The organism is Exiguobacterium sp. UBA6282, from assembly GCF_002440475.1.
In the GTDB taxonomy this organism is placed as follows: domain Bacteria; phylum Bacillota; class Bacilli; order Exiguobacteriales; family Exiguobacteriaceae; genus Exiguobacterium_A.
Window position 1 is genome coordinate 1 of sequence record NZ_DJUM01000044.1, and the last position, 22626, is coordinate 22626.

The following is a 22626-nucleotide window of genomic DNA, read 5'->3' on the forward strand; positions in this document are numbered from 1 at the left end:
GAACTTCACCAATTTCAGTAAGCGTCAATTCCTCATAGTAGAACAAAGAAACGACAAGTTGTTCTTTTTCTGATAACCCTTCGACTTCCTCTGCCAGTTTAGCAATCAACTCACGCATTAACAACATATCTTCTGGTGTAGCGGTATCCGGATCAAGATAGGAGACGGTCATCGCTTTTCCCTCATCTTGTAACGTGACTGCTTCATCGATCGATAATACATTCGCGAAATAACTTTCTGCTAACGCACCCTTGACCTCGTCTGGTGTCATATTGACGATAGAAGAGACTTCTTCTATCGTCGGCGTCCGTTGCAAGGATTGTTCTAGGATCTCGACAGCTGCCTCGACCCGCTTTGCTTTTTCGCGTAAGGAACGTGGTAACCAATCGATTTTACGAAGCCCATCTAAAATAGCTCCTCGAATCCGAAAGGCGGCATACGTGTCGAATTTATTATTATGATTTTGATCGAATTTTTGAAGCGCATCGTACAATCCCATCATCCCTAAACTTTTCAACTCGTCTCGATCGACACTTTTAGGCAATGTCGCACTTAAACGCTGAACGTGGTATTGAACAAGTGGTTCATAATTGTGAAGTAACAGGTCTGCCACCGCAATATCGCGTGTGGTCAGCCATCGATCCCAAAGTTGTTGTAATTCCTCACGCATGACCATTCCTCCTCTAGATTTCCAGCGTCCCGACATTCACCGTCCGGATGACGAGACGCCCTGATTGTGAGTGGAACTCGATCGTTCGTCCATTCGTGCCGCCAACATCTTCAGCAACGAGTGGAATTTTGACTTGTTGAAGCATTGCTTTGACCGCAGCGATATTTCGCTCACCGATCCGCATTGATTCATGTTCATATTTAAATTGAAACATCTGAGCCCCACCAGCAATCTTCGCACGTAATCGGATGGCACCACTTGCTCGAAGTTGGCGGGCTACTTCTAGAATTGCCGTATCGGCAAACTTCCCGACTTCAAGCTCCCGATTCCGACTGATAGCTGAATCAGGTAACATGACATGCGCCATACTCGATAACCCTTGTTCCAGGTCGTAGATGACAACGCCTACACACGATCCAAGACCTGCCGTTCGTAAAATGACGGGGTGCTTACTGATGGCGTACTCCGCAATGCCAATCCGTACGATTTCATCCATTCATGTCCACACCCAATCGTTCAAAGACCGTCTGAAAGGCGTTAGCTTCAGGCAACAAAAGTAAATGTCCGGTCAAATCGTTTCCTGCACTAGACAAGTGCGTGTCAATATAGACAGCCATATTTCCAGGAGTCGTTGATTCAAGTAAGGCTACTTCAAGTAACGCACCTACCATATCAAACGCCGATGCAGGAACACTGACATGTAACGATAAGTTAAGCCAATCGGAGATAGCCCGAGCATACGCTCCTATTAAAATATTCCCAATTTCTTCCCATGCGGAAACCCCCATTTCGTGGGACTCGGAAAAAAAGTGGAATTCCGTCTGCATCAATTGACTCACAAGTTTTTCTGCATCGCGTAGTGGCATCAAAAAGAGTAACGTGGCTTGAATGTCTCCAGAAAAACGTAATAATGCACCAGCAGTATACGTCTCAGCTCCTCCACTTCGCTCGACGATCGTCGTGAAATCCTCCAGCTCAGCGGAAGGGACTTCGATCTCAATCGGCTGTCCGAGTAAAGTAGAAAGTGCCGTTACCGCGTGACCGGCTCCAATGTTGCCGACTTCTCTTAAGATGTCACGTTCGTTTGGGTTAAGCATGAACGATGTCCTCAAATAAGCGATTCGGTTCAATCAACGAGAACAATTGCTGATCGCCTTTGGCGACTGCAGTCAAATATGAGGCATCCTCCTGCTTTTGTTCACTGAGCGGTTCAATGCGAACATCCGTTGATTCGACGACTTCGTTTGCCCGGTCGACGATGAATCCAGCATCTCCATGCTCTAAAGTGGCGATGATGATGCGTGTCTCTTCTGTCTCTTTCGCTAACTCGAATCCAAGACGAGCACGCAAATCAATCACGGGCGTAACGACACCGCGTAAATTGATGACTCCTTTGACATAAGATGCAGCGTTCGGAATCCGCGTGATCGGGATGAGCCGTTCGATTGAACGAACAGACTGTACATCAATACCGTATGCATTATCTTCTAATTGAAAAACAACCCATTTTTGTTCCATCTTCGTTCCCCTCACTTCCGTAATAGTGCATTGCTGTCAATGATCAACGCGACTTGCCCGTCTCCAAGAATCGTCGCACCAGAAATGGCACGGATTCCTTCAAGATAACTGCCAAGTGGTTTCATGACGATCTCTTGTTGACCAATCAATTCAGATACAATCAAACCAGCTAATTTTTCACCACTCCGGACGACGACGACCGAATAGGCTTCTGCCTCATGTTGCGGCAACCCATAAACCTCATTTAACGAAATAAGCGGAACCAACTGCCCACGGAAATCAAATACTTTTTCCCGGTGTGCTTGTAGAATGGCTGATTTACGTAAAGAGGTTGTTTCGATGATGGCAGTCAATGGAATCGCATACGTCTCTTGTCCGAGTTCTACGAGCATGGCTGAGATGATCGATAGCGTCAGTGGTAAACTGATTCGGAAAATCGTTCCTTCTCCTCGACGTGTCTCGACGAACACTTCTCCGCCCAGTGACTCGATCTTCGATTTGACGACATCGAGACCAACACCACGACCAGACAAGTCGGTGACTTCTTCTGCCGTTGAGAAACCAGGTGCAAATAACAGCATCGAAGCCTCTTCCATCGTTAATTGCATTGCTTCTTCTTCCGTGATCAATCCTTTTTCAATCGCGATCCGTGTGACACGTTCGTGATTGATACCGGCTCCATCATCTTCAATCTCGATGAAGACCCGGTTTCCTGAGTGATAAGCACGTAGCGAAAGATTTCCTTCGACCGGCTTATTTGCTAAAATACGTTCTGCCTTGTTCTCAATCCCATGATCAATGGCATTTCGGATCAAGTGGACGAGTGGATCACCGATCTCATCGATAACTGTACGGTCAAGTTCCGTCTCGGCACCCGTAATGTGTAATTTGATATGTTTTCCGACATCTTTCGAAACGGAACGCACCATTCGTGGGAATCGGTTGAACACTTGTTCGATCGGCATCATCCGTAACGTTAGGACGAGCGATTGCAATTCATTCGTACCTCGTTTGATCCGTTCGACCGTATCTGTCAATTCAGGTGAGCTGACTTCTGCTGCAATACGCTCCAAACGTCCGCGATCGATGATGAACTCTTCGAACAGGTTCATCAAACGATCGATTCGCTCGAGGTTAACACGAATCGTTTTCGAAGCGACAGGCGCAGATATGTCTATTTGGTCGGATGATTCCGGTGAAGCTACTGATGCAGAGACAGATGTCGGCACAGGAACTTCCTGCGGCAGTGTGGACGTCGCCACCTCCGCTTCAGGTGTTGTCTCGAATGTGTCGATCGTTACTGTCGCAACTTCGGATACAGAAGCAATCGCTTCTTGAATCGTCACCTGATCTTGTTGCGTCACGAACAATACTGAGAACGTCGTCTCAAAATGCTCCTGCTCCAGTTCATCAGATGTCGGGTTCGATAAGATGACATCTCCGAGTTGTTGTAAACGATCAAACACCATATAAACGCGTGCCGCTTTTAAGATGACGTCCGCCGAGAGTTCGACGTGGACGATATACGCTTGATAACCGGATGCAATCGATTGTTTGACGACTGCCTCCGAGTAAACGTCGCACTCAAAGGTTTGTGAAGCAACTATAGGTGTAACTGGAACGATTTCTTCTTGCTCGGGACGAATGAACTGCTGTAAACGTCTCACTGTTTCAGTGACGTCAAGCTTTCCTTTCCCACCTCGACTGATGTCTTCTACCATCGTCTCTAGTTGCTCGGCGGCTACGAAGAGAACATCGATCAGTTCAGCAGTAGCAGGTTGTTTTTTCGATCTGACTAAATCAAGGGCACTCTCCATCTCGTGCGTTAAATCAGCGATTGCGTCGTATCCCATCGTTCCTGCCATTCCTTTTAACGTATGGGCAGAACGGAAAATTTGATCGATGACCGCCTCGTCGTCTCGCCGCTCCTCAAAAACTAATAAGCTTGTATTGATTGCTTGTAAATGCTCCATCGACTCATCGAGGAACAACCCTACATATTCATTTAAGTCCATGACTGATACCCTCCTTTAATCTTAACGGACATGATCTTTTCTTTTTTTCAGACGATGTAACAATCGATCTAAAAACTTCCGTTCCTTGACTTGTACACCTGTTAACGATGTCGTGATGTGATCGAGCCGCCAACTGACGTCGCTCGTTCGATCCATCAAATAAAATGGCATCTGTGCCTTGACTGCTTTAACGACTGTCGGATCTTCTGGTAAAAAACCGGTAAAGCGAAGAGGTTTTTGCAAGAACTGTTGGCTGACAAGTGCTAATCGATCAAACGTTTCAAGCGCTTCCCCACCATTCGTCGCCCGATTGACAACAACGGAAATCGGAAGATCCGTCGCATGATGGTGTGCCAGTTTGACAAACGCATATCCGTCCATGATCGAAGTCGGCTCTGGCGTGACAATCAACCATGCTTCGTCTGCACTACTGATGAAATCAAATGTCTGATGATTCGCACCGGCTCCTAAATCGAGTAACACATAGTCATATTCATAGAAAAATTGGAACTCCCGTAGAAGGAACATCACGTCTTCCTTCGTCAGATTCGTCAATTCTGCAAAACCACTTCCGCCATGAATGAAATGAAGAGACGGAGACTGTTCCACGATTGCGTGCTGGAGTGATTCTCGTCGTTTGACGCATTCCATTAAAGATGACTTCGACGATTTACCGAATAGAATCCCGATNNTTCAAGATCAATCAAAAGCACTCGTTTTTCTTGCAACGATAATGCCACGCCAAGATTCACCGCGACATTCGTTTTACCGACGCCACCTTTTCCACTCACGATGGCAATCGTCTTCGTTTCCTTGACGGTCACTTTAGATCGTAAGACACGTGCTTGATCTTCTCGCATCATCTCATCCCTCTCTCGACAATCATTCGGGATAACTCATCCGCCGTAGCGAACGTGATGTCTTCCGGCACTTCTTGCCCCGTCGTCACACAATAGATCGGCAACTTCGTCTCGGTCGCGAGTCCGAATATCGACCAGAGTTCACTTGTTTCATCTGCTTTCGAAAAGACGATTCCGGATAAAGGAATCTTGCCGAAACGGTCGTGGATTTGTAATAAATCTCGGTATTTCGAGGTCAAACTAAGAACCAAAAATACATCCGTATCCGCAAAATCATGCCGACTTCGTAACTGCTCCACATACGCTTCGTCTAAGAAATTTCGCCCCGCTGTATCGACAAGTACGATGTCACACGATGCTAACGCCTGCTTGGCTCGTTCGAAATCATCCAAGTCATATGCGACATGAATCGGAATGCCTAATATGTCTGCATATGTTTTTAATTGTTCAATCGCTGAGATCCGGTATGTATCGGTCGTGATGAGTCCAACTCGTTGATTTTTAATGAGAGCATGGTGAGCAGCAAGCTTAGCGATGGTCGTTGTCTTTCCGACACCAGTCGGTCCTGTCAACATGACATACCGTGCAGTCGACGGTGTCACGCGTAATGACGCTTTCACTTCTTCCGTCAAGAGATCCGTTAACTCCGTTTGTTGTGTTTGATAATACGCAGTCAATAACCGTTCGTGTAATCGTTCAGATACCTGCTGTAACGCTGGTTCAGCCAGTAACGGCGCATAATGTCGCAATTCTTTTGGCAATGGTCGCTCGCCGACCGTAACAATCGTCGGACGCACTGGTACTGGTTGGATAATTTCCACAACCTCCTGTCGACTCGTTGCTTGCTTCGAGACGACAGGTTCGCTTGAGACATGTTCATCCACCGATGCAACCAATTCCACTTTTTTCTTCGCAAATAAACCAAAGAATCCGCCCACTTTGATGTGGCGAGTATTTAATATAATGGCATCGTTCCCGAGTTCGCGTTTGATCCGTTCCATGGCCTCGCTAACAGAATCCGCCGTGACTTTTTTGACTATCATTTCTTAAATCACCCCAATACTCTTGACTTCGATCGTCGGCATTAATTCGTTATAGGACAAAATCGGAATATCTGGAAAATAGCGTTCTGTCAATTGACGAACGAACATCCGGATACTTGGAGAAGTCAGGATGATCGGATGCGCCCCGTATCGTTCGAATTCCATTGCTCGCTCTTGCAACGTCTCGATGAAACGTGTCGCCTTTTCGGGATCAAGCGCTAAATAATTACCGAACTCAGTCTTTTGGATGGCCGACTGGATATCCAGTTCCATCTCACTTGAGATCGTCACGACGTGCAAGACATCTCCTTGCATGACCTGTTCCGTAATTTGACGCGATAAGGATTGACGAACATATTCCGCGAGCAATTCGCTGTCTTTCGTCACAGCTGCATAATCTGCGAGCGTTTCGAAAATCAATGGTAGATTTCGAATCGAGACTTTTTCTTTTAGTAATTGAACGAATACTTTTTGAAGTTCACCGATCGATAACAGCTGTGGTGTGACTTCTTCGACTAGAATCGGATGCGATTCCTTCAAATGGTCGACTAATTGTTTCGTCTCTTCTCGTCCGAGTAATTCAGCGGCATGTTTCTTCAAGAGCTCCGTCAAATGTGTCGCGACGACAGATGGTGGATCAACGACCGTATACCCTGACATCTCTGCTCGACTACGTGTCTGTTCATCAATCCAGAGTGCTGGCATACCAAAGGCTGGTTCGACCGTTTCGATACCTCGAATTTCTGGATCATCGACACCTGGGCTCATCGCTAAGTAATGATCCAGTAAAAGCTCACCACTTGCCATCTCACTTCCGCGAATCTTGATTCGATACTGGTTCGGGGATAACTGCAGATGATCGCGAATCCGAACGGTCGGTAGAACGAATCCAAGTTCAAGCGCTAGCTGCCGACGAATCATGACGACACGATCGAGTAAATCGCCGCCTTGGGCTTCATCAGCGAGTGGAATCAATCCGTAACCGAATTCGAATTCAATCGTATCGACATTGAGTAAGGAAATGACTGATTCGCTTGATCGTAAGTTTTCACTCGGTGCTTCTTCGACCGCAACTTCTTCTTGCATCGTCTTCGTCGTCTGCTTCATCCGCCAAGCGAAGAAGCCGAACAGGGCTGCAATCGGCATCGTGACGTAGTCGGGAATCGCCGTGAACAATCCGAGAAAGAAGATTGCCCCAGCTGCGATTCCGACAAGTAAAGGTGTCCGTGCCAATTGACCGATGACATCCTCACCGAGGTTTCCGTCTGAAGTCGAGCGCGTGACGATGATCCCGGTCGCCACCGAAATTAAAAGGGCTGGGATTTGACTGACAAGACCGTCTCCGACCGTCAGTAACGTGTACAGTTCGACTGAATCTGCCATCGGTAAACCTTGCTGAACGACACCGATGATCATTCCGAAGATTAAATTGATGATGACGATGATGATCCCGGCGATCGCATCTCCTTTAACGAACTTCGAGGCACCATCCATCGCACCGTAAAAGTCTGCTTCAGACTGGATTTTTTGGCGGCGGGTCCGAGCTTGTAATTCATCGATCATACCGGAATTCAAATCAGCATCGATTGCCATCTGTTTCCCTGGCATCGCATCAAGCGTAAAACGTGCCGACACTTCCGAGACCCGTTCCGAACCCTTCGTGATGACGAGGAACTGGATTAAGACGAGAATCAAGAAGACGACGAAGCCGACGAGCGGCTTACCGCCGACCACAAAGTTACCGAAAGCCTCGATGACTTCGCCACCGTTTCCGTTTGACAGGATTGCCCGTGTCGTCGAGACGTTAAGCGCAAGACGAAACAAGGTAACGATCAATAACAATGTTGGAAAGACAGAAAACTCTAGTGCCTCTTTGGCATTCATCGCAACGAGCAATACCATCAAGGCAATGAGAATATTGATGATGATTAAAAAATCGAGCATGATAGCGGGCAGTGGAATGACGAGCATGAAGACGATCATGATGACGCCTAGCAGGACCGTTAAATCTCTTGTTGATATACTCATGATGCTTCATCCTTTCATTTTGCTTGTTTCAGTTGATAGACAAAGGCGAGTGTTTCAGCGAGCGCCTGATAGAACGTTTCATCCACTGCCATACCAATTTCTGATTGAGCGAACAACGCCCGCGCGAGCGGACGGTTTTCAACAATCGGGACCTCAGCTGCTGTCGCCTTCTCCCGAATCCGGAACGCGACAGCATCTACGCCTTTCGCAACGACGATCGGTGCCATATGTTTACCGTCATCGTATTGGATCGCTACCGCATAATGGGTCGGGTTCGTGATAACGACGTCGGCATTTGGTATTTCTTGCATCATCCGCCGCATCGCCATCTCCCGTTGTTGTTGTTTAATCTTTCCTTTGATTTGAGGGTCACCCTCTGTGTTTTTATGCTCATCCTTTAAATCCTGCTTACTCATTCGGATCGACTTCTCGAAATCAAATTTCTGATAGGCAAAATCAAGAATGGCTAATGCAATCAAGGCGATACTGACCGATAAACCGAGTAAAAATGTTAAATGACCAATGATAGCTAACGCATCGCCAATCGGTTCCGAGGTCAATCTCGAGATCTCGACCTTGTTGTTCCATAAGACTGTTCCACTTGTTACACCGATCACCAGCAATTTAAAGACCGATTTCAAAAACTCGACGAGTGCTTTGACGCTCACGATCCGTTTGACGCCTTGAAGCGGATTGATCCGGTCCAGTTTCGGCTGAATCGCCTCACCGCTTAAGAGCACACCGATTTGGACGAAGTTTCCGAGAATACCAATCACGACCGCTGTTAAAAAGAAAGGTGCGACTAAAATCCCCATTTGCATCAGCATCTCGATGAGAATCTGTTCAACTCGTCCTTCTTCGACCGCTTGCAGGACTTGATTAGCACTAAGACCATCTTGCAGGACGAGAACGAAACGCCGTCCTAGAAACGGACCAAAAAAATAGAGGACGAGAAACATGGCGAACAACATGAAACTGCTTGTTAAATCTGCTGATTTTGCGACTTGTCCCTTCTTACGGGAGTCATCCCGCTTTCGAGGTGTCGCCTTTTCCGTCTTTTCACCAGCGAAATACTGAAGATCAAGGCGTAATCGATATGAATGCATGTCCTCAACCTCCTAGTAATCGAATGGCATCTGCAAGTACATCCTGCAACAACGGAACGAATCGACCGATTCCTGTGATCGTTGCACCTGCTAATAAAAATAGAATCACATATCCCATCAGCAGTTTGACGGAAAAACCAATCGCGAAAATGTTGAACTGAGGTGCCGTCTTCGCGAGGAATCCGAGTGCGAGATCCACTAAAAATAGGGAAACGACAAGTGGCATCGCCATTTGTAACGCAGTTAACATGGCAAGCCCAACGACCCGAATGACAAGACTCATCCCAGCGTCGCCCGATACCGCAAGCAGACTGCCCGGCGGAAAGATTTGAAAACTCGTGTAGATTCCGTCAAGCAGGATTAAATGCATATCAGAAGCGAGTAGAACAAGTAGCGTCAACATGTAATAAAATCGTCCGACGATCGGTGACTGTCCACCAAACATCGGGTCATAAGCGGAAGCCATCGCGAGACCCATCTGCAAATCGATGATCGAACCGGCAATTTGTGGCGCATACAATAAAAAACTAGCAAGTAAGCCAAGCGCTAGACCCACTAAAACTTCCGTTCCCATCCGAAAGAAAAAATCGAAGTCTTCTACTCGAACGTCTGTCTTTACAGCGTAACTTGCAAAGTAAGCAAGACCGGCCGCAAGCGCTAATTTATGTTGCGCTGGTAATTGCTTTGAGGAAAACAATGGAGCCGCGACAAGAAAACCGACGATTCGTCCAAAGACGAGCAAAAAAACACTCAGGAAAGATAGTAACGTCATTTGCGGGAAACCTCAGCGATTTGCTTAAATAAGTCAATCGTAAAGGTCTGTAATTCCTGCATGATCCATGGTCCGAAAAAAACGAGTGCTAAAAATACGGCAACGATCTTTGGAACGAACGATAGCGTCTGTTCCTGAATCTGTGTCGTCGCCTGCAAAATACTGACGAGCAGACCGACGACGAGCGAGACCAGTAATAAGGGAGCTGATACTTTTAGTAATGTCCAGACAGCAGAGCTTGCCAACTGAATAATCATTTCTTGAGTCATCTTCTCTCCCCCTAACGCATACTGACGAGCAGTGATTCAACGATCAGGTGCCAGCCATCGACTAAAATAAATAACAAAAGTTTAAACGGTAAGGCAATCATGACCGGCGGTAACATCATCATCCCCATCGACATCAAGACACTCGAGACGACCATATCAATGACAAGGAATGGAATGAAGATCATGAATCCGATTTGAAAAGCCGTCTTCAATTCACTAATCGCATATGCTGGAACGAGTGCGACGAGTGGGATATCTTCAATCTTTTTCGGTTTTTCATAATTGCCGTATTTTAAGAACAACTCTAAATCATTCGTTCGCGTGTGTTTTGACATGAATCGCTTCATCGTATCCCCAGCTTTATCAAATGCCTCATCTTGACTGATTTTATCTGCCATATACGGTTTCAAGGCTGTCGTGTTCAATTCTGATAAAACGGGTGACATGACGAACAGCGTGATGAACAGTGCCAGTCCAACGAGTAGCTGGTTCGGCGGCGTTTGTTGTGTTCCAAGGGCAGAACGGACAAAAGACAACACGACGACGACACGCGTAAAACAAGTCATCAAGATCAGTAATGAAGGGGCTAACGACAATAATGTCAGCAATACGAGTAGTTTGATCGATGTCGCCGTTCCTGAAGGAGTATCAAGTGAGATTAGATTTTCAATCGTGTTCATGAGCGTCCTCGATTCTTTTGCAATTGTTCGAGTTGTTGTTTGAATGTCTCAAGAAACGGTGAAGATCCCGTTTTAGATGAAGACTCTTCAAGATCCATCGGCTCATATCCCTCTAAATCATCAAGTGTATCTAACAACTGTACGTTCTCTCCAACACCTACGACATAAATCTTGTCCTGCACCTTCACTAACTGGACGGATCGATCCTTTCCTAGTGGTACACCACCTAGGTGAGTCAATCGACCAGAATGTCTCACACCTCGTGTCCGTTCATGAATGAATCGTGTCACAAGGATGAATCCGCCGATCAAAACGACGAGAACGACGACTCCTTTGAAGATAGTCAACGCCATGGAAGGACTCTCATCGACTTGCTGAGTCGTTGGTGTATCGCTCTGAGTTGGATTCAATTTTTCTTCGACTGTTTCCGCTTGCACAGGAAGCGCAAGCAGAAACAGGAGACAAATCAGCAAAGTCACTTTTTTCATGACGAGACAGTTTTCGAGACCGCTTCAAGCACACGATCCGCTTGGAACGGTTTAACGATGAAATCTTTTGCACCTGCTTGAATCGCATCGATGACCATCGACTGTTGCCCCATCGCTGAACACATGATGACTTTAGCGGCAGGGTTAAATGCTTTGATTTCTTTAAGCGCAGAGATTCCGTCCATTTCAGGCATCGTAATGTCTAGCGTGACGAGGTCCGGTGTCAATTCCTTGTACTTAGAGACCGCTTCGCGTCCGTTTTCTGCTTCACCGACGACATCATAGCCGTTCTTCGATAAGATTTCCTTGATCATCATCCGCATGAAAGCGGCGTCGTCTACGATTAATACTTTTGCACTCATATTAGTTCCTCCTTAGAACATCCGAAGACGTTCTTTTGTATTTACGATTTCTGTAATGCGTACACCGAAGTTTTCTTCGATGACGACCACTTCACCTGTTGCGATCAATGTATTGTTGACGAGAACGTCAACCGGTTCTCCTGCCAGTTTATCCAGCTCAATCACGGAACCTTGTGTCAATTCCAATATGTCACGAACGGAGCGACGTGTCCGTCCTAACTCAACCGTGACGTTCAACGGAACGTCATATAACATCCCAATATTTCCTGGCGTACCCTCTACTTCCATCTCACCTAATTGGCTGAATTGAACCGGACTGACACCGACTGGCGTTGCTTTCGGTTCAGGTGATGCAACTGTAGTTTGTTGTGCCATTGCTGGCGCCGATGGTGGTGATGGTGATGGTTGTGCTTGCTCCGTTACTTGTGGTGCAGGCTCTGCTTGTTGAGTCGTACTCGCGCTAAAGAGTTTTTGAATCAATTGTTTCGAGAAGTCCAGTGGTGCTAATTGAACGATTTTTGAATCGATCATCGTGCCAATCTTAAGATCAAACTCGATGATGACCATGTTCTCCCAAAGAGAAAAGCTATCGACGATACTCTTATCTTGAGAAAAGTCGAAGATTTCAACTGCTGGCGGCGAAATATCGATTCGCATCGAGAATACAGTCGACATCGAGGTAGCAGCTGCTCCCATCATCTGGTTCATCGCTTCCTGTACGGCAGATAGAGCAATCGGGTCCATCTCCAGTGACTCGTCGATGACGCCATCGCCTCCCATCATCAGGTTCGCGATGACGGAAGCATCTCGCTGTGTCAGGATCAGGACGTTTTCTCCTTTGAATCCTTCCGTATAACCGACACGTAGCGCGACGTGCGGAATCGGATAACGACTGCGTAATTCTTCCATGGAGATCATTCGGACGTGCGGTGTCGTAATCTCTACTTTTTGATTCAACAATGCTGATAAGGCCGTTGCCGAATTACCAAGTGAGATATTTCCGACCTCCCCTAATGCATCAATCTCCATGTCATCTAGTATTTCCTTTACGTCTGGCTCTTGCGGTTCATCGGTGGATGGCGTTCCGCGTAATAACGCATCGATTTCATCTTGCGAAAGCATATCGCTCATGTTATTCCTCCTCAATTCGTTGTAAGACTTGCAAAGCGAGGTGTTTCCCGTTTAATCCCGGTCGCGCCTTGAACATCTTCCGGTCGTCGACGAATACATCGACGGCATCCGAGGCTCGTGTCTTCAGGGATAAACAATCGCCTACTTCGAGGTGTAACAATTCACCAAACGAAAGCTCTGTTTGGCCGAGCACTGCTTTTAAATCGACGACGGAACTCATCAACTGCGTTTGCATGTGTTCAGACTCTTGATTATCTGCTGTCGTTCGCTTTTCTTGTTGCATCCAATAATGACTTGATAATTTCGGAAGAACGGATTCAAGGGTCACGAACGGCAAGCAGACATTCAACGTACCGCTCACTTCTCCGACCGTTACGTAAATCGAGACGAGAATGACTGTCTCATTTGGAGAGACCAGTTGCAGAAACTGCGGATTGATTTCCAAATCATCGTATTCCGCTTCGACTTCTGTTACCGACTCCCAAGCCGCCCCGTATTGAACGAAGGCACGCTTGAACAGTTGTGTTAGTATACGTGTCTCGATTTCCGTCAAATTCTCGATCTTGTTCATTCCTTCACCTGGTCCCCCAAGTAAACGATCGAGCATCGCATAGGCGATGTTCGGATTGACTTCAAATAAGACTTTTCCATCGAGCGGATGAAGATTCACTAGATTAATCAACGTCATGTTCGGAATGGAATGAATGAATTCATCATACGGAAGTTGTTCGACCGTATTAACCGTGAACTGAACATATGTCCGAAGTTGTGCAGAAAAATGTGTCGTCAAGACTCGGGCGAACTGTTCATGAATACGCGTCAAATTCCGTAATTGATCTTTTGAGAAACGGAGTGCTCGTTTAAAGTCATAGACCTTGACTCGACGCTGCTCCTCTTGACTTCGGATTTCCTCGACTTCCATATCTCCGCTTGAAATGGCTGATAGCAAGGCATCGATTTCATGTTGGGATAATACTTCGCTCATGCTGCCACCTCACTGGATGATTTTTTTCGTCGTGTAGACACGCTGGACATCGCCTTCTTGGATGAGCTTTTTGAATTGCATCCGTAACCGCTCTTCAAGCTTCTCCATATCCGCTTTTGAGTCTAAGTCCGACTTTTTCATAGCCGAAAGGTCACCCAAGATGATGTTATTGATTTGAAACTTTCGTAATTCTAAATCGTCACGCGTTGCTTGATCATCGGTGACGATCGTGAACTGGACATTTAAGAAACGTTCGTCAGCGATGTTCGTTGTCAAGTCGTCCGTTTGCAGACTTCGTGCATCAAGTTCTTCACCTGTCGGTTGTTCAACTTTTGCTTCCGTCGTGTCATTTGCTAAAAAATAATTCATGATCATGTATCCTGCCCCGATCATCAATGCTGCAACAATGATCATGATCAAGGGGATTTTCAGTTTACTCTTCTTCTTTTCCTCGGCCATCTTCGAGCCTCCTTACACTGTTCAAGCCCGCTAATCCGATTTGTTGATAAAAAGCGATTGCGATTGCTTTGACCTCTTCCATTGATTCCTTCACGACATAAATCTGTCCTCCGATGAGTTGAATCGTCGTATCCGGTGTAGAACGGACGGATTCGATCAACACGGCGTTCAGTACGAGTGGTGCGTTACGTAACGTCGTTAACGTGATCATCGTTTCAAATTGACCAGTTCCTCAAGAACCTGGTCCGATGTCGTGATGATTCGCGTATTCGCCTGGAAACCACGTTGAGCAATGATCATCTCCGTGAATTCTTCTGATAAGTCGACGTTCGACATCTCAAGCGTTCCCGACGTCAACTGTCCCATTCCGTTCAAGCTCGGTGTTCCGAGTACCGGTGGACCTGAGTTCTGTGATGCGGCGAATACGTTGACACCTGATTTTTCTAGACCACCCGGGTTAGCAAAGTTCGCGATCGTGATATAACCGACGTTTTGCAATGCTCCCGTCGTATCGACGTAAGTGACGAGACCGTCTTTACCAATCGATAAGTTACGTGCATCCGTTGGTACTTTTAGTTTTTGGAATCCTGCACCACCTGCTTCCGGGAGTGGTACTGGCGGAGTACCGTTTGCAGCTGCTTGTGTCCCGGTACCGATTAAGTAGTTTCCGTCACCTGTAACTAAGTTTCCATCAAGATCCGTATAGAAGTTACCTGAACGAGTATAACGAATCCCTTCCGCCGTGACGACCTGGAAGAATCCTTCCCCAGAGATCCCGACATCGAGGACGCGACCTGTATTCTGAAGCGCACCTTGGTTATACACATTATCGACTGTTGACATCGATGCTCCAAGACCGACCTGTTTCGGGTTCGTCCCACCGACATTGCCGCCTGCACCAGATGATGAGCCGACCGATTGACTGACGAGGTCTTTAAACGTCACCCGTCCTTTTTTATAACCGAACGTGTTGACGTTCGCGATGTTATTCCCGACGACATCCAGTTTTGTCTGGAAGTTCTTAAGCCCACTGATTCCTGAATACATTGAACGTAACATTATTTTTCCTCCTTTGATTGAATCTGCGTCAATTCGTAAACACTGATCTGTTTTCCGTTCGATAGTTCGGCCATGATATCCAGCCCATCCCGTTTTACACTAACGACACTGGCTGTCTCTTCGACGGTGGTCGTCTGCTCAGCACCTGAAGCATCCGTCGTCTTCGACTCCGCTTCATAACTGACTTTTTTACCAATCAGATTGCTGTAGGACAGCAATGCTGTTGCATGTTGGTTCAAGACCATCGTATCCATCGTCTTCCCGATTGCTTGCATCTGTTCCAGCGAAGAAAACTGGGCCATTTGAGCGATGAAATCCTTGTCTTCCATCGGTGCTGTTGGATCCTGATTCGAAAGCTGGGCAATCAGAATTTTCATGAACATATCCTTATCCATCGCTTTATTCGTCGGTACCTGTGATTTTTCAGGAAGCTGGTATGAACTACTATCCGTTTTGATTGCGTCAGTCATCGTCTTCCTCCTCTTCTTCGTCTACTGGAACGGGTGTCTCTTGATACGGTGACTCATGCTCCTGCTGATCACGTGTGAAAGATTGTTGGAACTCCCGCGCACTCGAAGCAATCATCCCCGTCTCGATCTTTACGACTGGTGTCTGTTGATGCAAGACGGTTTGTAATTTCCCAAGTTGTTGCTCGATTGATTGTTTTGCTTGCTCGGTGCTCGCAAATAGTTTGACAGTCAATGCCCCTTCTTTACGATCGAGTTGAACGACAACCTCACCAAGTTGCTCTGGGTACAGGCGAATCGACAATCGTGTGGACCCATCCGCACCTTTTATGAATGGTGCTTGCTGCAGTGCGGCTTCAATCCGTTGTTGAATCTGTTCTGAGACAGGTAGCGGCACTGGACGAATCGTTTGCAACGGAGTGCCTCTGTAAATCGGCATACTCATCGGAGGCGGTGCGGCTTTTCCTTCTGGATCAACGGGCATGGTCGCTTTTCGCATGAGTGAAGCGAATGCTAACGGAAGCGGTGTTTTTCCTTTTGCCTGCTCGGCTACAGCTACAGTGTCCGGCTTGATCGTTTCGACAACAGAACCAGTTTGCGGGAGTGTCTGTTTCACTGGCATCGCAGAAACCACTCCGTCCATTGTTGAAACTGGCGACTGCTTTAACATGTTCGTGTCATAATCTTTTACTTTGATCGTATCATTCGTCATTGTCTGCAAGACGAACTGTTGAAGTGATGGTGGCAATTGATCGAACTGACCTTTCGCCTGCTCCATATTTCCTTCGAGCAATTGTTTGACGAACGCTAGAAGTTGCTCCATTTTCTTTGGGTCTTGTTTTAACGCCTCTACTTCTGGTTGTTTCAGTAAGGAGAGAATCTCATCCGGCTGGTCTACAAGTTGTTGCATCCAGTCCGGTAAGGGTTGCGTCTCCGTTTCCGGCTCGAGTGTCATCGCATCCGCTGAGACTGATGACGGTAACGCCGTCGGCAGTTTTGTCAGATAATCAAGTAATGAGGCGAATTGACCACCAACCGTAGTCATCTCTCCTTTTTTTCCTGATCCTGTATTTAAGGTCGGGAAGGATGGTTGTGTTACTTCCGTCATGTTCATCAGGCTTCCCTCCTTACTTCGTCGCGAGTAACTGTGTCAAGGCGGCTGCTTTCTTAGCATCCATCTTGGCAATGATCGCCGCCTGTTGTTCCGCATCGATGTCCTCGATGATTGGTACGACTTCGGTCGGACTGAGTTCATTTAAAATCAGCGCAGCATCCTTTGGTGCCATTTCAGCATATACATCCGTCACGGATGCTGTTTTTTTCTTCGTCGTTTTTGTTTGATCCGTTGTTTGCGCAGGTGTCTGTTTTAACTGATCCCTCTCAGCAATCAAACGTTCAACTTCCTGCTCTTTCGCTTTTAAGGTATCCGATTGTTCCTTACTTTGATTGCGTAATTTTTTGATTTCTTGATTCGCTACTTTCAGACGACGTTCGAGTTCTGCTGATGGATTCGCCTGATTCGTAGTCGTTTTTTCGGTTGCGAACGGTAAGGATAGTAGTGGACGTCCATTCGCATAATTCAATACGAAATAAGCCGTCAACAAGATTAAAATCAAAGGAATGACCAATAAAGGTAAAATCCACCCTTTTGATGTTTTATTTTCACTCATATCATCCGTCCTCTTCCAAACTGTAACAATGCCAGTTCATCTAATTGATTTTGTTCCGTCAATGCTTCGATTCGTTTCGTTTCGACTGTATGATTCTCTTGGAGACGACTAAATTTCTTCTCTTCGATTAACGCTCGTTCGAGTGCTTCTTGTGTACGTTCGTAACGATTTTTCGATTGTGTCACGTACAATTGCTGTCGTTCGATTTCCTGCTTCACGACATCCCGAGCGCGTTCTCGATATTGCGAAGACGTCAGTTCCACGACGCCAATCTCATCTTGTGCCTTCAGAAAGGACTCATATCGAACGAGCAGATGATATAATTTTTCGACTTCAAGCTCATATTGCTTTTTATGAAGGCTCAGTTCTTTAGCGACGCGATCCTTCTCCGCTTCAGCTAAAGGAATGATTCGTTCATAGATCGTCTTCATCATTCGTCCTCCTTACTGAATCGTTGCCATGAGTTGATGACAAGCCGCTTCGAAATCACTGTCTTCATGAATTTGTTGTTTCAAGAAACGAATCAGCTCCGGATATGTATCGACGGCACGGTCAATTTCCGGGTTCGTTCCTGTTTTGTATGCTCCGATATTGATTAAGTCCTCCGAATCGAGATACGTCGATAACAATTGTCGAAATGCGACAGCAGCGGTCTTTTGTTCAGATGTCGTAATTTGATTCATGACACGGCTGATGGACCGTAAGACATGAATCGCTGGGAACTGCCCTTTGTTCGCAAGGTTACGATCCAGAACGAAGTGACCGTCTAAGATCCCTCGTACGGCGTCGGCGATTGGTTCATTCATGTCGTCTCCATCGACGAGGACTGTGTAGAAAGCAGTAATCGAACCGTCTTGTGTTTTCCCGCTCCGTTCAAGTAGCTGAGGAAGCAGAGCGAATACGCTTGGTGTATATCCTTTCGACGCAGGGGGTTCACCTGTTGCAAGACCGATTTCCCGCTGTGCCATCGCAAAACGAGTAACTGAGTCCATCATCAAGACCACATTTTTCCCTTGATCTCGAAAATATTCAGCGATTGCCGTTGCCGTATAGGCACCTTTTAGACGAACAAGTGGAGGTTGATCGCTCGTTGCTACGACTAAAATAGATCGTTTCATCCCCTCTTCACCAAGTTCTGCCTCTACAAATTCCTTGACTTCACGTCCTCGTTCACCAATCAAAGCGATGACATTGATGTCTGCTGTCGATCGTTTCGCGATCATCCCGAGTAATGTCGATTTTCCGACACCTGATCCTGCGAACAAACCCACACGTTGTCCTTGACCGACTGTCAACAGTCCATCAATGGCACGGATGCCAGTCGAGAGAACATCACTGATGCGAGGACGTTCGAGTGGACTAGGTGGTTTACGAACGATCGATGTCGTGCGTAAATTTTCTAATGACTCACCATCTAGTGGTCTTCCTAGACCATCAAGCACCTTACCAATCAGTTCGTTCCCTACTGGAACGTGGAGTGGTTTTCCTGTCGCAAGAACAATCGAGCCTGGAGCAATCGATGTCGTTTCACCGTATGGCATGAGTAGGACATGCCCTTCTCTAAATCCGACGACTTCTGCTTCGATTGTCTGACGTTGTTGGATTTGGATTAAACACCGCTCACCGATTGCCACTGCTGTCGGTCCTCGCGATTCGATCATCAACCCGATCACTTGGACGACCTTACCAGAGTGCTGTACAAGTTCTTCTGAGCGAATTTCTCGAACCGCGGCCTGCATCGCATTGAGATTAAACATGATGTAAAACCTCATTGATTTTGGTTTGCAATGCTTCAAAGCCACTGGTTAAACCGCCAGTGATCGCTCCATTCTCCGAATCAATCCGATAATCGCGTGCCTTTAACGCTGGATCAAATCGCAATTGAATCGTTGCGTTGGCACCTAGAACGCCTTGTAGTCGTTCTTCAAGTAATACGACCCGTTCAAAATCCGCCGGTGACGCATAGATGATGATTTTTTCACGATCGCGGAACTGAATGATCAATTGATGTAACAATTGGTATAACGCTTCTTCCTCTTCATCATGTAACTGTTCTAAAAATTGATGTGTCACTTGGAGTCCGAGGACACATAATTCATGTTCTAGTCGCATCAATCGTTCTTGACTCTGCTCTTCTAGGCGATCAGCAAACGAATTCGTTTTGGCAATCTGCTCTTCAAACGTTGCTTGTCCTTCCGCATGTCCTGTTTCAAATCCAGCTTGATACCCTTGTTGACGTGCTTCTTCTAACGCTTGAAGGCGTTCTTGCTCGAACTGCTGTTGACGCTGTTCGAAATCTAGGAGCATCGCCTGTCGAAGGCGCTCTAACTCAGCGTGTCCTTCTGCCATCTTCTCTTCGTAGAATGTATCTGGAACGATCGTAGGCTCTTCCTGACTGGTCCGAACCTGCACGAGCGTTCGCTCCTGTCGTTCAATTACTGCTTGTCTTTTGATGACGTTAGACAACAATATCATCTCCTCCACCACGAGCAACGACGATCTCACCCATGTCCTCTAAGCGGCGGATGATTCCGACGATTCGACTTTGAGCTTCTTCGACGTCTCGGAGACGCACAGGACCCATGAATTCCATGTCCTCTTTGAACGACTCGACCATCCGTTGTGACATGTTGCGATAGACCATGTCTTTGACATCGTCTGACGATACTTTGAGTGCCAATAGTAAATCCTCGTTTGAGACTTCGCGAATGATTCGCTGTATCGCCCGCGCATCGAGTGTGACGATGTCTTCGAAGACGAACATCCGTTTTTTGATTTCTTCCGCAAGTTCTGGATCCTGAATCTCGAGCGTATCGAGAATCGTTCGTTCCGTTGTGCGGTCGACGCCATTTAATACTTGAACGACAGCCTCGATGCCTCCCGATTGAGCAAAATCTTGCATCCCTGCTTGTGATAGATTCCGTTCAAGAATTTGTTCTACCTCGCTGATGATTTCCGGATTCATCCGGTCCATCGTCGCAATCCGTCTTGCTACATCGGACTGTGCTTCTGCCGGGAGCTCCGAGAGAATCTGACCTGATTTTGCAGGATCGAGATGAGCAAGAACAAGTGCGATCGTTTGTGGATGTTCATTTTGAATGAAGTTCAGAAGCTGTTTCGGATCTGCCTTGCGTGCAAACTCAAACGGACGGACTTGTAACGTCGACGTCAGGCGATAGATGAGTTCCATCGCTTTTTCTTCGCCAAGTGCTTTTTCAAGGACAGATTTAGCAAATCCGATTCCACCTTGCGTGATATAGTTCTGCGCCATCGCTAGTTCATGAAACTCATCAAGGACGACTAACTTTTCTTCTGGATCAATCCGTTTCATGCTAGAGATTTGAAGGGTTAACCATTCCATCTCTTCTTCCGATAAATGTTTATATACACTGGCAGCGACTTCAGGACCTAACGAAATCATGAGAATCGCAGCCTTTTCACGACTGTTCATTTCTAGCTTCTTCATCTCATCAATCCTCCGCTAACCAAGTACGTAATAATTTTGCGAACTCATCCGGATTAGACGCGGCGAGTTTCTCAAGCTGTTTGCGTTTGACCGCACCATCGCTTGTATCTTCTGTTGAGAGTTCAGGAATTTCGGTTTCGATCGGCGTCCATTCCTCAAGTTCTTCGATTTCATTCGCTCTCCGTCGACGCATGAGGAGAATGACTGCTCCAATGACGAGGATTGCTGCACCACCAAGCGCGAACCATACCCACATCGGTGTCGCCGTCGTCGTTTTCGTCGCCGTCGTTGTTTTAGCGAACGGTCGAGACATGACAACGACTTTATTAGCAAGTTCTGCATCCGTCAGCGTCGTTTTCGCATCCGTCTTCGTTAACGACGTCCGGATGATGGAATACATCATCGTTTGTAAATCCGTCTGTAATTGCGGATCGATTTGATTTTGACCTTTTGGCGGCTCGACGATGATTTGAATTCCTAAATCCCGAATTTCATAAGGAGCACCTGTAATCTGTTTCGTGATGCGATTGACTTCATAGTTGATGATGTCGTGCGTCTTCTCACTCGTATCACCGGTCGTTCCAGTACCTGCTGGGAAGTTCGTCGTCTCATTTTGTCCCGTACCTGCTGTTCCGGCATTCGCAGACCCTGTATACGCCTCTGCTACTTTTTCTGCCGATGTGACAATCCCTTCGATTTTATCGGGATCTACTGGTTCAACAAGCTTTTGTTCTTCCTGACGTTTCGTGACATCGACATCTGCCGTAACCGAAACGAGCGCTTTTTGTGGACCGAGAACGACAGACAACATTTGTTGAATCTGTTTACGTAAATCGTTTTCCGTCGTTTTTTTCAGCGCCATCGGATCTGTCCCGCCCGCTGTTTGCGTAGCGTTACCTGGCTCGTAGTACGTAAAGTACTGATCCATGATCGTAATATTTTCTTCTTTTAAGTTCGGGATACTCTTTGCAATCAGATGGTAAAGACCTTGGACTGTTTGATTGTTCAGATTACTACCCGCACTAGAAGTCAAGACGACAGAAACCGTTGAAGATTCTTTTTCATCGGAGAGAAAGACGCTCTTTTCTGGAAGAGTAATCATGACTTTTGCAGACTCGATCCCGTTAACTTGTGTAATCAAGTTTTCAAGTTCTGTCTGCATCGTATCGCGTTCAAGAATATTCATTTCTTTATCTGTCGTACCAAATCCAGCATTCTCACTAAAGAAGGAATAATCAATCTGACCAGACTTCGGAATACCTGCCGTTGCTAATTCGACTTTCAAGTTTTCCACGTTTGCTTCCGGAACGAGAATCGTCACACCGTTTGCTGAGCTGACGACTTCCGACGCGATTCCATCCTCATTTAGCTTTTCTGTTACTTGCCCTGCCTCTTGAGGTGACAATTTCGAATAAAGTGGCGTCATCGTTGGTTTAGATAACCAGATAATGGCGACAATCAACGCCGCTAAAACGACGACGATGCTTCCAAGAATCATCGCTTTTTTCGCAAGTGACCACTCTTTCCATGTCGTATTCATAGCTCCGAATCGAGCTTTTATTCGTTCGTTCATTCAAC

The 22626-nt window shown here is 46.6% G+C and carries 28 protein-coding genes; all 28 read right to left on the bottom strand.

Annotation, left to right across the window (positions count from 1 at the left end):
* The coding region (locus B2751_RS11370; RefSeq protein WP_290774842.1) for a FliA/WhiG family RNA polymerase sigma factor at nt 1-670 on the bottom strand (670 nt) is incomplete at its 3' end.
* A 13-nt stretch (nt 671-683) separates the two neighbouring features.
* The gene (locus tag B2751_RS11375; RefSeq protein WP_035407042.1) at nt 684-1166 is read right to left on the bottom strand and encodes a chemotaxis protein CheD; all 483 of its coding nucleotides are present in this window, start codon (nt 1164-1166) and stop codon (nt 684-686) included.
* Nucleotides 1159-1767 (bottom strand): chemotaxis protein CheC, encoded by a 609-nt coding sequence (locus B2751_RS11380; RefSeq protein WP_290774860.1) that lies wholly within the window; start codon nt 1765-1767, stop codon nt 1159-1161. Before B2751_RS11380 ends, B2751_RS11375 begins: the two co-directional genes overlap by 8 nt.
* Nucleotides 1760-2188 (bottom strand): chemotaxis protein CheW, encoded by a 429-nt coding sequence (locus tag B2751_RS11385; RefSeq protein WP_035407036.1) that lies wholly within the window; start codon nt 2186-2188, stop codon nt 1760-1762. Before B2751_RS11385 ends, B2751_RS11380 begins: the two co-directional genes overlap by 8 nt.
* Nucleotides 2189-2199: 11 nt before the next feature.
* Nucleotides 2200-4203 (bottom strand): chemotaxis protein CheA, encoded by a 2004-nt coding sequence (locus B2751_RS11390; protein ID WP_290774862.1) that lies wholly within the window; start codon nt 4201-4203, stop codon nt 2200-2202.
* A 21-nt stretch (nt 4204-4224) separates the two neighbouring features.
* Nucleotides 4225-4854 carry a MinD/ParA family protein gene (locus tag B2751_RS11395; RefSeq protein ID WP_290774864.1) on the bottom strand — a complete coding sequence of 210 codons (630 nt, stop codon included), beginning with the start codon at nt 4852-4854 and terminating at the stop codon, nt 4225-4227.
* Complete coding sequence (locus B2751_RS11400; RefSeq protein WP_290774866.1) at nt 4854-5066, bottom strand: ParA family protein; 213 nt, start codon at nt 5064-5066, stop codon at nt 4854-4856. Before B2751_RS11400 ends, B2751_RS11395 begins: the two co-directional genes overlap by 1 nt.
* Complete coding sequence (locus B2751_RS11405; RefSeq protein ID WP_035407027.1) at nt 5063-6106, bottom strand: flagellar biosynthesis protein FlhF; 1044 nt, start codon at nt 6104-6106, stop codon at nt 5063-5065. The genes B2751_RS11400 and B2751_RS11405 overlap by 4 nt, the downstream gene beginning before the upstream one ends.
* A 3-nt stretch (nt 6107-6109) precedes the next feature.
* Nucleotides 6110-8134, bottom strand: coding sequence for a flagellar biosynthesis protein FlhA (gene flhA, locus B2751_RS11410; RefSeq protein WP_290751359.1), 2025 nt, complete (start codon nt 8132-8134; stop codon nt 6110-6112).
* A gap of 14 nt (nt 8135-8148) precedes the next feature.
* Complete coding sequence (flhB, locus tag B2751_RS11415; RefSeq protein ID WP_290774868.1) at nt 8149-9240, bottom strand: flagellar biosynthesis protein FlhB; 1092 nt, start codon at nt 9238-9240, stop codon at nt 8149-8151.
* Nucleotides 9241-9244: 4 nt separating this feature from the next.
* Nucleotides 9245-10012 (bottom strand): flagellar biosynthetic protein FliR, encoded by a 768-nt coding sequence (fliR, locus tag B2751_RS11420; protein WP_035407018.1) that lies wholly within the window; start codon nt 10010-10012, stop codon nt 9245-9247.
* Nucleotides 10009-10281: a flagellar biosynthesis protein FliQ gene (fliQ, locus tag B2751_RS11425; protein ID WP_023468705.1), complete on the bottom strand. Its 273-nt coding sequence runs from the start codon at nt 10279-10281 to the stop codon at nt 10009-10011. The genes fliR and fliQ overlap by 4 nt, the downstream gene beginning before the upstream one ends.
* An 11-nt stretch (nt 10282-10292) precedes the next feature.
* Nucleotides 10293-10961, bottom strand: a complete 669-nt coding sequence (gene fliP, locus B2751_RS11430; RefSeq protein WP_035407016.1) for a flagellar type III secretion system pore protein FliP — start codon at nt 10959-10961, stop codon at nt 10293-10295.
* Entirely contained in the window at nt 10958-11449 is a 492-nt protein-coding gene (locus B2751_RS11435) for a flagellar biosynthetic protein FliO (protein WP_056062223.1), read from the bottom strand. The genes fliP and B2751_RS11435 overlap by 4 nt, the downstream gene beginning before the upstream one ends.
* Nucleotides 11446-11811 (bottom strand): response regulator, encoded by a 366-nt coding sequence (locus B2751_RS11440; RefSeq protein WP_035407009.1) that lies wholly within the window; start codon nt 11809-11811, stop codon nt 11446-11448. The genes B2751_RS11435 and B2751_RS11440 overlap by 4 nt, the downstream gene beginning before the upstream one ends.
* Before the next feature lie 12 nt (nt 11812-11823).
* Nucleotides 11824-12942 carry a flagellar motor switch phosphatase FliY gene (gene fliY / locus B2751_RS11445; protein WP_035407007.1) on the bottom strand — a complete coding sequence of 373 codons (1119 nt, stop codon included), beginning with the start codon at nt 12940-12942 and terminating at the stop codon, nt 11824-11826.
* A gap of 1 nt (nt 12943) precedes the next feature.
* Complete coding sequence (gene fliM, locus B2751_RS11450; protein ID WP_029342065.1) at nt 12944-13927, bottom strand: flagellar motor switch protein FliM; 984 nt, start codon at nt 13925-13927, stop codon at nt 12944-12946.
* A 9-nt stretch (nt 13928-13936) separates the two neighbouring features.
* Nucleotides 13937-14386 (bottom strand): flagellar basal body-associated FliL family protein, encoded by a 450-nt coding sequence (locus tag B2751_RS11455; protein ID WP_035407004.1) that lies wholly within the window; start codon nt 14384-14386, stop codon nt 13937-13939.
* Nucleotides 14361-14597, bottom strand: coding sequence for a flagellar FlbD family protein (locus B2751_RS11460; protein WP_035407001.1), 237 nt, complete (start codon nt 14595-14597; stop codon nt 14361-14363). Before B2751_RS11460 ends, B2751_RS11455 begins: the two co-directional genes overlap by 26 nt.
* Nucleotides 14594-15445: a flagellar basal body rod protein FlgG gene (flgG, locus tag B2751_RS11465; protein WP_035406998.1), complete on the bottom strand. Its 852-nt coding sequence runs from the start codon at nt 15443-15445 to the stop codon at nt 14594-14596. The genes B2751_RS11460 and flgG overlap by 4 nt, the downstream gene beginning before the upstream one ends.
* Nucleotides 15445-15915: a flagellar hook capping FlgD N-terminal domain-containing protein gene (locus B2751_RS11470; protein WP_035406995.1), complete on the bottom strand. Its 471-nt coding sequence runs from the start codon at nt 15913-15915 to the stop codon at nt 15445-15447. The genes flgG and B2751_RS11470 overlap by 1 nt, the downstream gene beginning before the upstream one ends.
* A complete protein-coding gene (locus B2751_RS11475; protein WP_035406992.1) occupies nt 15908-17026 on the bottom strand; it encodes a flagellar hook-length control protein FliK in 1119 nt (372 codons plus the stop codon). The genes B2751_RS11470 and B2751_RS11475 overlap by 8 nt, the downstream gene beginning before the upstream one ends.
* A 13-nt stretch (nt 17027-17039) precedes the next feature.
* The gene (locus B2751_RS11480; protein WP_056062230.1) at nt 17040-17582 is read right to left on the bottom strand and encodes a magnesium transporter MgtE N-terminal domain-containing protein; all 543 of its coding nucleotides are present in this window, start codon (nt 17580-17582) and stop codon (nt 17040-17042) included.
* Entirely contained in the window at nt 17579-18013 is a 435-nt protein-coding gene (locus tag B2751_RS11485; RefSeq protein WP_035406985.1) for a flagellar export protein FliJ, read from the bottom strand. Before B2751_RS11485 ends, B2751_RS11480 begins: the two co-directional genes overlap by 4 nt.
* A gap of 12 nt (nt 18014-18025) precedes the next feature.
* Complete coding sequence (gene fliI / locus B2751_RS11490; RefSeq protein WP_290753250.1) at nt 18026-19321, bottom strand: flagellar protein export ATPase FliI; 1296 nt, start codon at nt 19319-19321, stop codon at nt 18026-18028.
* A gap of 10 nt (nt 19322-19331) precedes the next feature.
* Nucleotides 19332-20057, bottom strand: coding sequence for a FliH/SctL family protein (locus B2751_RS11495; RefSeq protein ID WP_035406981.1), 726 nt, complete (start codon nt 20055-20057; stop codon nt 19332-19334).
* Nucleotides 20041-21048 (bottom strand): flagellar motor switch protein FliG, encoded by a 1008-nt coding sequence (fliG, locus tag B2751_RS11500; protein WP_035406978.1) that lies wholly within the window; start codon nt 21046-21048, stop codon nt 20041-20043. Before fliG ends, B2751_RS11495 begins: the two co-directional genes overlap by 17 nt.
* A gap of 4 nt (nt 21049-21052) precedes the next feature.
* Complete coding sequence (gene fliF / locus B2751_RS11505) at nt 21053-22621, bottom strand: flagellar basal-body MS-ring/collar protein FliF (protein ID WP_035406976.1); 1569 nt, start codon at nt 22619-22621, stop codon at nt 21053-21055.
* Between the last annotated feature and the right edge of the window lie 5 nt (nt 22622-22626).

Bases quoted from the DNA above. Each gene is read 5' to 3' on its own strand.
- fliF (WP_035406976.1), bottom strand. From the start codon at position 22,621: ATGAACGAACGAATAAAAGCTCGATTCGGAGCTATGAATACGACATGG.
- B2751_RS11380 (WP_290774860.1), bottom strand. From the start codon at position 1,767: ATGCTTAACCCAAACGAACGTGACATCTTAAGAGAAGTCGGCAACATT.
- B2751_RS11480 (WP_056062230.1), bottom strand. From the start codon at position 17,582: ATGAGTGAAAATAAAACATCAAAAGGGTGGATTTTACCTTTATTGGTC.
- B2751_RS11395 (WP_290774864.1), bottom strand. From the start codon at position 4,854: ATGGAATGCGTCAAACGACGAGAATCACTCCAGCACGCAATCGTGGAA.
- fliR (WP_035407018.1), bottom strand. From the start codon at position 10,012: ATGACGTTACTATCTTTCCTGAGTGTTTTTTTGCTCGTCTTTGGACGA.
- fliG (WP_035406978.1), bottom strand. From the start codon at position 21,048: ATGAAGAAGCTAGAAATGAACAGTCGTGAAAAGGCTGCGATTCTCATG.
- fliM (WP_029342065.1), bottom strand. From the start codon at position 13,927: ATGAGCGAAGTATTATCCCAACATGAAATCGATGCCTTGCTATCAGCC.
- fliI (WP_290753250.1), bottom strand. From the start codon at position 19,321: ATGCAGGCCGCGGTTCGAGAAATTCGCTCAGAAGAACTTGTACAGCAC.
- B2751_RS11475 (WP_035406992.1), bottom strand. From the start codon at position 17,026: ATGAACATGACGGAAGTAACACAACCATCCTTCCCGACCTTAAATACA.
- B2751_RS11455 (WP_035407004.1), bottom strand. From the start codon at position 14,386: ATGGCCGAGGAAAAGAAGAAGAGTAAACTGAAAATCCCCTTGATCATG.
- B2751_RS11485 (WP_035406985.1), bottom strand. From the start codon at position 18,013: ATGAAGACGATCTATGAACGAATCATTCCTTTAGCTGAAGCGGAGAAG.
- fliY (WP_035407007.1), bottom strand. From the start codon at position 12,942: ATGAGCGATATGCTTTCGCAAGATGAAATCGATGCGTTATTACGCGGA.
- B2751_RS11385 (WP_035407036.1), bottom strand. From the start codon at position 2,188: ATGGAACAAAAATGGGTTGTTTTTCAATTAGAAGATAATGCATACGGT.
- fliQ (WP_023468705.1), bottom strand. From the start codon at position 10,281: ATGACTCAAGAAATGATTATTCAGTTGGCAAGCTCTGCTGTCTGGACA.
- B2751_RS11470 (WP_035406995.1), bottom strand. From the start codon at position 15,915: ATGACTGACGCAATCAAAACGGATAGTAGTTCATACCAGCTTCCTGAA.
- B2751_RS11435 (WP_056062223.1), bottom strand. From the start codon at position 11,449: ATGAAAAAAGTGACTTTGCTGATTTGTCTCCTGTTTCTGCTTGCGCTT.
- B2751_RS11375 (WP_035407042.1), bottom strand. From the start codon at position 1,166: ATGGATGAAATCGTACGGATTGGCATTGCGGAGTACGCCATCAGTAAG.
- B2751_RS11460 (WP_035407001.1), bottom strand. From the start codon at position 14,597: ATGATCACGTTAACGACGTTACGTAACGCACCACTCGTACTGAACGCC.
- B2751_RS11495 (WP_035406981.1), bottom strand. From the start codon at position 20,057: ATGATATTGTTGTCTAACGTCATCAAAAGACAAGCAGTAATTGAACGA.
- B2751_RS11390 (WP_290774862.1), bottom strand. From the start codon at position 4,203: ATGGACTTAAATGAATATGTAGGGTTGTTCCTCGATGAGTCGATGGAG.
- flhA (WP_290751359.1), bottom strand. From the start codon at position 8,134: ATGAGTATATCAACAAGAGATTTAACGGTCCTGCTAGGCGTCATCATG.
- B2751_RS11405 (WP_035407027.1), bottom strand. From the start codon at position 6,106: ATGATAGTCAAAAAAGTCACGGCGGATTCTGTTAGCGAGGCCATGGAA.
- flhB (WP_290774868.1), bottom strand. From the start codon at position 9,240: ATGCATTCATATCGATTACGCCTTGATCTTCAGTATTTCGCTGGTGAA.
- fliP (WP_035407016.1), bottom strand. From the start codon at position 10,961: ATGAACACGATTGAAAATCTAATCTCACTTGATACTCCTTCAGGAACG.
- B2751_RS11440 (WP_035407009.1), bottom strand. From the start codon at position 11,811: ATGAGTGCAAAAGTATTAATCGTAGACGACGCCGCTTTCATGCGGATG.
- flgG (WP_035406998.1), bottom strand. From the start codon at position 15,445: ATGTTACGTTCAATGTATTCAGGAATCAGTGGGCTTAAGAACTTCCAG.